The organism is Lentzea sp. NPDC006480, from assembly GCF_040611995.1.
Taxonomy (GTDB): domain Bacteria; phylum Actinomycetota; class Actinomycetes; order Mycobacteriales; family Pseudonocardiaceae; genus Lentzea.
In genome coordinates, this window is the sequence record NZ_JBEXPJ010000084.1 from 25,211 (window position 1) to 35,751 (window position 10,541).

Genomic DNA, 10,541 nt, shown 5'->3' on the forward strand with positions numbered 1-10,541 from the left:
CAAAGCTCGGCTGAGAACGAAGAGACGGCAACCGAATGTACGAGGGCCCAGTACAGGACCTGATCGACGAGCTGGGCAGACTCCCGGGCGTCGGCCCGAAGAGTGCCCAGCGAATCGCCTTCCACCTCCTGGCCACGGAACCGGCTGACATCGAGCGGCTCCAGAACGCACTCCAGAAGGTCAAGGAAGGCGTCGTCTTCTGCGACGTCTGCGGCAACGTGAGCGCCGAGGCCAGGTGCCGAATCTGCCGCGACCCGAAACGCGACCTCAGCCTGGTCTGCGTGGTCGAGGAGCCGAAGGACGTCCAGGCCATCGAGCGCACCAGGGAGTTCAAGGGCCGCTACCACGTCCTGGGTGGCGCGCTCGACCCGCTGAGCGGCGTCGGCCCGGACCAGCTGCGCATCCGCCAGCTGCTCAACCGGATCGGCACGGCCACCGACGGTGTGGACATCTCCGAGGTCATCATCGCCACGGACCCCAACACCGAGGGCGAGGCCACGGCCACCTACCTGGTCCGGATGCTGCGGGACTTCCCTGGGCTGACCGTCACGAGGCTGGCCAGCGGCCTGCCGATGGGCGGCGACCTGGAGTTCGCGGACGAACTCACCCTGGGGCGTGCGCTATCTGGTCGCCGGAGCATGTGAACACCGCTCCACCGCGGCTGGGCGACACCCGCCTGGTCGCGGTGGACGGCCCGACCGGCGCGGGCAAGTCGACGTTCGCGGAGAAACTCGCCGAGCAACTCGGCGCCCAGCTGATCAAGACCGACCACTTCGCGACGTGGGAAGACCCGACGACGCTGTGGTGGCCGAAGCTGGCACGAGCACTCGACGCCATCGAGAACGGCCAGGAAGCCGGCTACCGGATCACGGACTGGTCCGCGGGCTTCCCGCGCGAGGACGAAGGCCCGGAAGTAACGATCAGTCCACAAAGGACCATCATCCTGGAGGGCTTCTCGTCAGCCAGGAAAGCCATCGCCCCGAAACTGAGTCTCGCGATCTTCGTCGAACACGGAGACGAGGCGAGCAGGCTCGAACGCGCGGTGGCCAGGGACGGCGAGCGCCACCGGCACCACTTCATCCGTTGGCAGCAGTACGAAAGAGGCTGGTTCGTGGTCGACAAGACCAGGGCCAGAGCGGACTACGTCGTCAGCTCCAGCTGAGCCCGGACCACCACGGCCTCAGGCGTTCCGATCGAGCTGAACACCTCCAACGACGACGCCCAGTACCCACGCGCCGCGTCCACCTCGCCCAAAGCCGCCGAAGCATCGCCGGCCAACTGCAAGGCACGCCCGTAGACCCACCGGTGCCCCGAGGCCGAGCCCACCTCCGAGGCCCGCAAAGCACACTCAAGAGCACCAGCAGCGTCCGAGGTGTCGAGGTGCGTGCGCCCGAGCACGAGCAGCACCTCCATCTCCGCCAACCGGAACTGCGACCGCCCGGCCTCGACCAGAGCCGAGGTCGCCGTGGCCAACGCCTCCTCGTAACGTCCGGCCCCGCGGTACGCCGAGGCCAGACCGCGACGGGCCGAGCAGGTGCCCCACGAGTAACCGGTTTCCTGCGCGATCGCCAACGCGGACGAGAACTGCTCGATCGCCTCGTCCAGGCGCCCAGCGCCTTCCAGGGCACGGCCGAGCAGATTCTGCGCGTCACAAACGCTCTTGGCGTTCTCCAGGTCCTGCGCGATCTGCATCGCCAGAGAAGCCTCGACGGCGGCCTCCTCGTAGCGGCCGCGCATGATCAGCGTGATCGCCATGCCCTCGTGCATGGTGTGGCCGAAGTTGCGGGCGGCCGCACGTTCGTACAGCTTGCTCGCCCGCGCGAAGTAGGAAGCGCCGAGCTCCGGCTCGCCGCGCCACGCGTGCACCTCGCCGAGAGCGCGCATCGAGTTGGCCTGCAAGGTCCACGAGTCGAGGCGCGTGGCGTCCTGCAGCGCCTCCTCGAACGTCGACGCCGCGCGGTCCAGCTGGCCGAGCTGCATGTAGACGCCGCCGAGGTTGAACAGGGCGTTGGCGAGCACCTGAGGCGCGCGGACGCGGCGGGCGATCACCAAAGCCCGCTCCAGGTGGTCCGCGGCGTGCTCCAGCTCGCCCAGGTCGATGTACACGGACCCCGCGTTCGACAGCACGGCGGCCTCGGCCTCGGGCAGGTCGATGTGTTCCTGCAGGGCGATGGCCTGCTGGTAGTAGCCCAACGCGTTGCGGTGCTGCCCGGTCACCCAGTACAGCGTCCCCAACGACGACAGCATCGCGAGCTGCCCGAGCTCGTCGCGCGGCGCACGAGCCCCGAGCAGCCCGGCCTTGGCGGTCTCCCGCCACTCCGCGGTCAGGCTCTGCGTGTAGAAGTAGCCGCGCAGGGCATCGGCCAGCTGCCACGGCGAGTTCTCGGGGTCGCGCTCGACCGCGTGCGCGACCAGGGCCACCAGGTTCGCGCGCTCCACGTCCAGCCACGTCAACGCCTCGGTGGCGGTGGCGAACGTCCGCGGCACCACGCCGTCCAACGGCGCCGGCCGCGGGAAGCGGAACAGCGTGGACTTCATCGCGGACGTGGCGTTGTCGACCGAGCGCACCGCCCAGTCCACCAGCCGCCGCAACGCCAGGCGGGAGTCCGCGCGGCCTTCCTCGAACGCCAGCCGCTCGGCCGCGTAGTCGCGCAGCAGGTCGTGGAACTGGTAGCGCGACGGCGCGTGGTTCGCGATCAGGTTCGCGGTGGCCAGCCGGTCGAGCCGCCGGCGGGCGTCCTGAGTGGTCAGTCCCGACAGAGCAGCCGCCATCTCGGGCGTGAAGTCCGTGCCGGGAACGAGCGACAGCAACCGGAACATCTGCGCCAGCTCCGGTTTCAAGGCCGTGTAGGACAGATCGAACGCCGCGTGCACCGCGACCCGTTCGTCACCCTCGACCGCCAGAGCCGCCAAGCGATTGCCCGCCCGCAGCTCCTCCACGTAGTCCGCGATGGACAGCTCCGGACGCGACACGAGGTTCGCGGCTGCGATACGCAAAGCCAATGGCAGGCGTGCGCACAACGCCGCCAGCTCCGACGCGGCTTCCTCCTGGAAAGCCACCTCGTCCGCACCCAGGATCCCGGCCAGCAGCGCCTTGGTCTCGCTCCAGTCCAGCACGTCCAGCCGCACGTTCGACGCCGCGTGCGACACGGCCAGACCGCGCAGCGTGTCCCGCGAGGTCACCAGCACCGCACAACCGGGTGAGCCAGGGAGAAGAGGCCGGATCTGCTCGGCTGACGACGCGTTGTCCAGCAACAACAGCACGCGCTGACCGGTCAGGGTCGACCGGAACATGGCTTCCTGCTCGTCCTGGTCGAGTGGAACCTGATCAGGCTCGGTCCCGAGCGCGCGCAGGAACCGCGGCAGCACGTCGACCGCGCTCAACGGCGGCCCGGGAGCGTATCCGCGCAGGTTGACGTACAGCTGACCGTCCGGGAAGTCCGCCCGCATCCGGTGCGCCGCGTGCACGGCCAGCGCCGTCTTCCCGACCCCGGGAGGCCCGGCCAGCGTGACCACCGGCACACCCTGCGCGGTCCGCAGCAGCGCGACGATCAACGACACGGCCTCGTCGCGGCCGACGAAGTCCGGAATATCGGCGGGCAGCTGCGACGGCACGACCCGCTCCGGCTTGGCGGCCACGACGGATGCACCAGCGGAAGCAGTCGCCACCGAGTCGATCGACCCGGACAGCACCTGGCCGTGCACGCGCCGCAGCTCGTCACCGGGATCGATGCCCAGCTCGTCGCCCAGCAACCGCGAAACCCGCTGGTAGGCGGCCAGCGCCTCGCTCTGCCGGCCGGACCGGTACAGCGCCACCATCAGCTGCGCCCAGAACCGTTCGCGCAACGGGTGTTCGCTGGTCAGCCGTGACAGCTCCGCCACCAGCTCGCCGTGGCGGCCCAGTTCGAGATCGACCTCGACCCGGCGTTCCAGCACGTGCAGGCGGCGTTCGTTCAACCGCGGCACCTCGTCGCGGTGCAGGATCTCCGACGGCACGTCGACCAGCGCCGGACCCCGCCAGAGCCCCAGCGCGGCGGCGAACGCGGCCGAGGCGGCCTGCAGGTTGCCCGCGGCGCGCTCCTGCTCGCCCTGTTCGATCAACGGCTCGAAGCGCATCAGGTCGATCGTCTTCTCGTCGACATCGATCAGATACCCGTCTGGAACGGTTCTGATCGGCACCGACGGCCCGAGCAGCTGTCTGAGGCGCATCACGTAGGTCTGCAAAGTGGCACGAGCACGGGCCGGCGGGTCGTCACCCCACACGTTCCCGGCGAGCTCGTCCACGGACACCGAAGTGCCCGCACGCAGCAACAACGACACCAGCAGCGCCCGTTGACGACCGGCGCGCACCAGCAGTGGTTCGGAGTCGAGGAGGACCTGCAGAGGGCCGAGGACGCGGAACTCGACCTGCCTGCTCATGCGACCTCCTCCGCGTGTCGTTGTTGTTTCTACAGCCTAGGAGAGCGTTCGACGCATCTGCCGTGCTCACGTTGGGTCAGCGGGCATGCGCCGGACGTATCAGAATGCCTGGTCTAGTGGCCGGATCGTGACCTGAGTTACCTCGGGAGGGGTATGAACAACGGTTATGGTCGGCGACCACACCGTGAGATGTGCGGATTGTCCAAGGGGTGTTTGATGGTCCACTCAGTAACGGCTCGCCGCCGTTGGGTTGCCGCGATCGGCTTCCTCAGCGTCAGCGCGCTGGCCCTGTCCGGTTGCGCGCAATCCCAGCGCGACTCTGGTGGTGGCGGCAAGGAGGGCGGCACGCTCACCTTCGGCGCTGCCGGCGCACCGAAGCTCTTCGACCCGTTCTACGCGACGGACGGCGAGACCTTCCGGGTCTCTCGCCAGATGTTCGAAGGCCTGGTCGGATTCAAGCCCGGCACTGCCGAGGTAGAGCCCGCGCTGGCCACCAAGTGGGAGTCCAGCTCCGACGCGAAGACGTGGACGTTCACCCTCAAGGAGGGCGTGAAGTTCCACGACGGCACCGCCTTCAACGCCGAGGCCGTCTGCTTCAACTTCGAGCGCTGGTACAACCAGAAGGGCGCCGGCCAGTCCGACGCCGTCTCGCAGTACTGGCTGGACAACTTCGGCGGGTTCAAGGACACGCCGGACAAGCCCTCGCTGTACAAGTCGTGCACGGCCAAGGACGCGAAGACCGCCGTCATCGAACTGGCCGAGGTCAACTCGCAGTTCCCGGACGTCCTCGGCTTCACCTCGTTCTCGATGTCGAGCCCCGAGGCGCTGAAGAAGTACGACGCGGACAACGTCCAGGCCGCCGGTGACGCGTTCACCTACCCGGCTTACGCGAACGAGCACCCGACCGGCACGGGCCCGTTCAAGTTCGGCAAGTACGACAAGGCCAACAACACCGTGGAGCTCGTCCGCAACGACGACTACTGGGGTACGAAGGCCAAGCTGGACAAGATCGTCTTCAAGATCATCCCGGACGAGACCGCCCGCAAGCAGGCGATCAAGGCCGGCGACATCGACGGGTACGACCTGCCGAACGCGGCTGACTGGGCCGGCTTGAAGTCCGACGGCTTCAACGTCGCGATCCGCCCGGCGTTCAACGTGTTCTACCTGGGCATCAACCAGAAGAACAACCCGAAGCTCGCCGACCTCAAGGTCCGCCAGGCCCTGCAGTACGCGATCAACCGCGAGCAGCTGGTCAAGTCGCAGCTGCCCGAGGGTGCCAAGGTCGCGACGCAGTTCATGCCGGACACCGTCGCCGGTTACAACAAGGACCTGAAGGCCGCCCCGTACGACCTGGCCAAGGCCAAGTCGCTGCTGGCAGAGGCCGGTGCGTCCGACCTGACGCTGAAGTTCTACTGGCCGTCCGAGGTCACCCGCCCGTACATGCCGTCCCCGAAGGACCTGTTCGGCGCGATCTCCGGCGACCTGCAGAAGGCCGGCATCAAGATCGACGTGGTCACCAAGCCGTGGAACGGTGGCTACCTGACCGACGTCGACCAGGGCATCCCGGACCTGTTCCTGCTCGGCTGGACCGGTGACAACGGCCAGCCCGTCAACTGGGTCGGCACGTTCTTCGGCCGCACCGACAACCGCTTCCACACCGGTGTGTCCGCGTGGGGCAAGACGCTCGCCGACGACCTGGCCAAGGCCAACGCCGAGCCGGACAAGGACAAGCGCAAGTCGCTCTACGAGGGCCTGAACAAGCGGATCATGGAGGAGTACCTCCCCGCGATCCCGATCTCGCACTCCCCGCCCGCTCTGGTGTTGAAGTCGGACATCAAGGGTGTCGTCCCGAGCCCGTTGACCGACGAGAAGTTCGGCTCGGCCTCCAAGGGCTGAGCGGACCAGCTCCCACCACAAGAGAACAACGGGGTAGCTCAAGTGCTCCGCTACACGATTCGACGGCTGATTCAGCTGGTCGGCGTGGTGCTGGTGCTCTCGCTGCTGCTCTTCTCCTGGATGCGACTTCTCCCAGGAGGGCCGGTCTCGGCCCTCCTGGGAGATCGCTCTACCCCGGAGAAGGCAGCCGAACTCACCAAGCAGCTCGGCCTCGATCAGCCGATCTTCGTCCAGTACTTCAAGTTCCTCGGTCGCGCGGCGACCGGCGACTTCGGCGTCTCCACCGGTGTCCAGCCCGGTGACTCCGCGCTCAACATCTTCATCCAGCGGTTCCCCGCGACGATCGAGCTCAGCTTCTTCGCGATCGTCATCGCGATCGCGGTCGGCGTCCCGCTCGGATACCTCGCCGCGAAGCGCCGCGGCGGCTGGTTCGACAACCTCAGCGTCATCGGCTCGCTCATCGGCGTGGCCGTGCCGGTGTTCTTCCTCGCCTATGTGCTCAAGGACGCGGCGTCGGTCGGGCTCGGCCTGCCGTCGCAGGGCCGGCAGGGAGACATCAACGCCACCCGCGTCACCGGGTTCTTCACCCTGGACGGCGTTCTCACCGGTGAGTGGGATGCGACGTTCGACGCGCTGGAACACCTGATCCTGCCCTCGATCGCGCTCGCCACGATCCCGTTCGCGGTGATCTTCCGGATCACCCGCGCGGCCGTGCTCGACGTGCTCGACGAGGACTTCGTGCGCACCGCCGAGTCCAAGGGCCTCACCGCTCAGGTGATCCGCCGCCGGCACGTGCTGCGCAACGCGATGCTGCCGGTCGTGACGACGATCGGTCTGCAGACCGGTGCGCTGCTCTCCGGCGCGGTGCTCACCGAGAAGGTGTTCTCGATCCCGGGGGTCGGCCAGGCGCTCGCCATCGGGTTCGAACGACGCGACTACCCGGTGCTGCTGTTGTTGATCATCATGGCCACGATCGTCTACGTCGTGGTCAACCTCCTGGTCGACCTCTCGTACGCGCTCATCGACCCGCGCATCAGGACGAGGTGAGCGCTGTGGCACTTGGTGTTTCCAAGAAGGAAAAGATCGACGACCTCGCCGAGAGCGCGGGCGTCTCGCTCGCCGCGAGTGCGTGGAAGAGGCTGCGCCGCAGCCCGGTGTTCCTCACCGGCGCGGTGATCATCGGCATCTTCATCGTGGTCTCGCTGATCTCGCCGTGGCTCGCGCCGCACAGCCCGTCCGACCAGATGCTGATCGACCAGGTCGTCAAGGCGCGCAACGAGATCCCGCCCTCGCAGCCGGGCCACCCGCTCGGCGGCGACCTGCAGGGCCGCGACTTCCTGTCGCGCCTGCTGGTCGGCTCGCAGCAGACGCTGATCGTCGGTGTCGGTGCGACGCTGATCGGCCTGACCGGCGGGTTGATCCTCGGCACGCTGGCCGGCGCGATCGGCGGCTGGGTCGACTCGGCCGTCATGCGACTCGTCGACGTCATGCTCTCGCTGCCGTCGCTGCTGCTCGCGTTCTCGATCGCGGCGATGTTCGCGAAGCCCAGCCAGTTCACCGTGATCCTCGCGGTCGCGATCGTGCAGATCCCGGTGTTCGCCCGGTTGCTCAGAGGCTCGATGCTCGCGCAACGGCACAGCGACCACGTGCTGGCGGCGACCGCGCTCGGCGTGAAGAAGGGCGCGATCGTGTTCCGGCACATGCTGCCGAACTCGCTCAGCCCGGTGATCGTGCAGTCCACGCTGGTGCTGGCGACCGCGATCATCGAGGCCGCGGCGCTGTCGTTCCTCGGCCTCGGCAACCCGGACGACCGGATCCCGGAGTGGGGGCAGATGCTGGGTGACGTGCAGAACGTGTTCGACACGCATCCGCAGCTCGCCGCGTACCCCGCGATCTGCATCATCATCGTCGCGCTCGGCTTCACGCTCATGGGTGAGACCCTGCGCGAGGCCCTCGACCCGAAGAACAGGCGGTGAGTCGTCGTGGCACTGCTCGAAGTACGTGACCTCACCGTCGTGTTCCAGCGCAGGGGCGAGGAACCGTTCCGCGCGGTCGACGGCGTCAGCTTCGACGTCGAACCCGGCCAGACGGTCGGCCTCGTCGGCGAGTCGGGCTGCGGCAAGTCCGTGACCTCGTTGGCGATCATGGGTCTGCTGCCCAAGCGCGGCGCCGTGGTCACCGGCAGCGTGACCTACGACGGCACGGATCTGCTGAAGCTGTCGGACAAGCAGATGCGCGACAAGCGCGGCAGCGAGCTCGGCATGGTCTTCCAGGACCCGCTGTCCTCGCTCAACCCCGTCGTCCCGATCGGCCTGCAGGTCACCGAGGTGCTCGAACGGCACCGCGGCATGCCCCGCAAGGAAGCCATGATCGAGGCGAAGGACCTGCTGGACAAGGTCGGCATCCCGGACCCGAACCGGCGGCTCAAGGAGTACCCGCACCAGCTCTCCGGCGGGATGCGGCAGCGCGCGCTCATCGCCATCGCGCTGGCGTGCCGGCCGAAGCTGCTGATCGCGGACGAGCCGACGACGGCGCTGGACGTGACCATCCAGGCCCAGATCCTGTCGTTGATGAAGGAACTGGTGCAGGACCTCGGCACCGCGCTCGTGATGATCACCCACGACCTGGGTGTCGTCGCGGGCCTGTGCGACGAGGTGAACGTGCTGTACGCCGGCAAGGTGGTCGAGAAGGCCATGCGGCACAAGCTCTTCGCCGAGCCGCGCCACCCGTACACGCACGGCCTGCTGGCCTCGATCCCGCGGCTCGACGCGGCTCGTCACTCGAAGCTGACGCCGATCAAGGGTTCGGTCGCCGACAACATCCCGTGGTCGGAGGGGTGCGCGTTCGCGCCGCGGTGCCCGAACGCGCTCGACATCTGCGTGCAGGTCACGCCACCCGAGGAGGACCAGCTGGGGCGCTTGCTGCGCTGCCACAACCCGGTGGTGCCGGGAACTCCCGCCGCCGAGGAGGTGCAGGTATGAGCGAGACCCTGGTTTCGGTGCAGGACATGAAGGTGCACTTCCCGATCAAGCGGGGCGTGTTCATGGACCGCACCGTCGGCTACGTCTACGCGGTCGACGGTGTCGACCTCGAGATCAAGCGCGGCGAGACGTACGGCCTGGTCGGCGAGTCCGGCTGCGGCAAGTCCACCCTCGGGCGGGCGATGCTGCGGCTCAACGAGCCCACCGACGGCAAGATGATCTTCGACGGGCAGGACTTCTCCTCGCTGAAGGGCGAGGAGCTGCGCAAGATGCGGCGCCGGATCCAGATGGTGTTCCAGGACCCGCTGTCCTCACTCGACCCGCGCCAGTCCGTGGAGTCGATCCTGGTCGAGGGCCTGCGGGCGCACGACCTGGACAAGAGCAAGGAGTCCACGTCGAAGCGGCTCCGCGAGCTGCTGACGGCCGTGGGCCTGCCGTCCACCGCGCTGCGCAAGTACCCGCACGAGTTCTCGGGCGGTCAGCGGCAGCGCATCGGCATCGCGCGGGCGCTGGCGCTCAACCCGGACCTGATCGTCGCCGACGAACCGGTGTCCGCGCTGGACGTGTCGGTGCAGGCCCAGGTCGTGAACCTGCTGGAAGAGCTGCAGAAGCAGTTCGGCCTGACCTATCTGGTGATCGCGCACGACCTCGCGGTCGTGAAGCACATCTCCGACCGCGTGGGCGTGATGTACCTCGGTGGGCTGGTCGAGGAGGCCACCTCCGAGGACCTCTACGCCGAGCCGCTGCACCCGTACACGCGGGCGCTGCTGTCGGCGATCCCGGTGCCCGACCCCGTGGTCGAGGACCGGCGCGAACGGATCCTGCTCGCCGGCGACCTCCCGTCGCCCGCGAACCCGCCCACCGGCTGCCGGTTCCACACCCGCTGCCCGTGGCGGCAGGCGTCCCGCTGCGACACCGAACGCCCTGTCCTGAGGGAACTCAAGCCGGGCCACAAGGTCGCGTGCCACTACGTCGAACAGATCCGCTCCGGCGAGATCCAGCCGCACGAGGTGAAGCCGATCCTCATCGAGGAGACCGACGGCCTCTCGCCGGACGTCCCCCTGGTGGGCCCAGCCTCGGTAACCGAAGCGCTAAACCCCTAGTTCCGGACGGTACGCGGGGCGCTTTCGTCCTCTCCAACAGGACGAAATCGGCGAGGTAGGTGTACAGGTTCACCGCGGAGGTGGTGTACGCGTCGACCAGCTTCTTGAGCTCGGCCGGCTGCAGCTTGTCGCGCAGGTCCTT

The 10,541-nt window shown here is 68.0% G+C and carries 8 protein-coding genes; 7 read left to right on the forward strand and 1 reads right to left on the reverse strand.

All coding sequences use genetic code 11. The features are described 5' to 3' along the window. Window positions 1-35: 35 nt before the first annotated feature. Together recR and ABZX92_RS28235 are read left to right on the forward strand one after the other, a co-directional pair. A complete protein-coding gene (recR, locus tag ABZX92_RS28230) occupies window positions 36-644 on the forward strand; it encodes a recombination mediator RecR (RefSeq protein WP_355565588.1) in 609 nt (202 codons plus the stop codon). Then, window positions 641-1,162, forward strand: a complete 522-nt coding sequence (locus ABZX92_RS28235; RefSeq protein ID WP_355565591.1) for a (d)CMP kinase — start codon at window positions 641-643, stop codon at window positions 1,160-1,162. Before recR ends, ABZX92_RS28235 begins: the two co-directional genes overlap by 4 nt. Here the strand turns inward: ABZX92_RS28235 and ABZX92_RS28240 are convergent. Beyond that, window positions 1,141-4,419, reverse strand: coding sequence for a BTAD domain-containing putative transcriptional regulator (locus tag ABZX92_RS28240; protein WP_355565594.1), 3,279 nt, complete (start codon window positions 4,417-4,419; stop codon window positions 1,141-1,143). The two genes, ABZX92_RS28235 and ABZX92_RS28240, sit on opposite strands and share 22 nt — an antisense overlap. A 216-nt stretch (window positions 4,420-4,635) precedes the next feature. Between ABZX92_RS28240 and ABZX92_RS28245 the strand changes: the two genes are divergently transcribed. The 5 genes from ABZX92_RS28245 to ABZX92_RS28265 are packed head-to-tail and all read left to right on the forward strand — an operon-like array spanning window position 4,636 to window position 10,399. After that, window positions 4,636-6,315, forward strand: coding sequence for an ABC transporter substrate-binding protein (locus tag ABZX92_RS28245; protein WP_355565596.1), 1,680 nt, complete (start codon window positions 4,636-4,638; stop codon window positions 6,313-6,315). Between the two features lie 42 nt (window positions 6,316-6,357). Further along, window positions 6,358-7,362 carry an ABC transporter permease gene (locus ABZX92_RS28250; RefSeq protein ID WP_355565599.1) on the forward strand — a complete coding sequence of 335 codons (1,005 nt, stop codon included), beginning with the start codon at window positions 6,358-6,360 and terminating at the stop codon, window positions 7,360-7,362. A 5-nt stretch (window positions 7,363-7,367) separates the two neighbouring features. Further along, entirely contained in the window at window positions 7,368-8,291 is a 924-nt protein-coding gene (locus tag ABZX92_RS28255; RefSeq protein ID WP_355565602.1) for an ABC transporter permease, read from the forward strand. A gap of 6 nt (window positions 8,292-8,297) precedes the next feature. After that, the gene (locus tag ABZX92_RS28260) at window positions 8,298-9,296 is read left to right on the forward strand and encodes an ABC transporter ATP-binding protein (protein ID WP_355565605.1); all 999 of its coding nucleotides are present in this window, start codon (window positions 8,298-8,300) and stop codon (window positions 9,294-9,296) included. Further along, window positions 9,293-10,399: an oligopeptide/dipeptide ABC transporter ATP-binding protein gene (locus ABZX92_RS28265; protein ID WP_355565608.1), complete on the forward strand. Its 1,107-nt coding sequence runs from the start codon at window positions 9,293-9,295 to the stop codon at window positions 10,397-10,399. The genes ABZX92_RS28260 and ABZX92_RS28265 overlap by 4 nt, the downstream gene beginning before the upstream one ends. The last annotated feature ends 142 nt before the right edge of the window (window positions 10,400-10,541 follow it).

Excerpts from the sequence above, each read along its gene's own strand:
- recR (WP_355565588.1), top strand. The coding sequence starts at position 36 with ATGTACGAGGGCCCAGTACAGGACCTGATCGACGAGCTGGGCAGACTC.
- ABZX92_RS28240 (WP_355565594.1), bottom strand. The coding sequence starts at position 4,419 with ATGAGCAGGCAGGTCGAGTTCCGCGTCCTCGGCCCTCTGCAGGTCCTC.
- ABZX92_RS28245 (WP_355565596.1), top strand. The coding sequence starts at position 4,636 with ATGGTCCACTCAGTAACGGCTCGCCGCCGTTGGGTTGCCGCGATCGGC.
- ABZX92_RS28265 (WP_355565608.1), top strand. The coding sequence starts at position 9,293 with ATGAGCGAGACCCTGGTTTCGGTGCAGGACATGAAGGTGCACTTCCCG.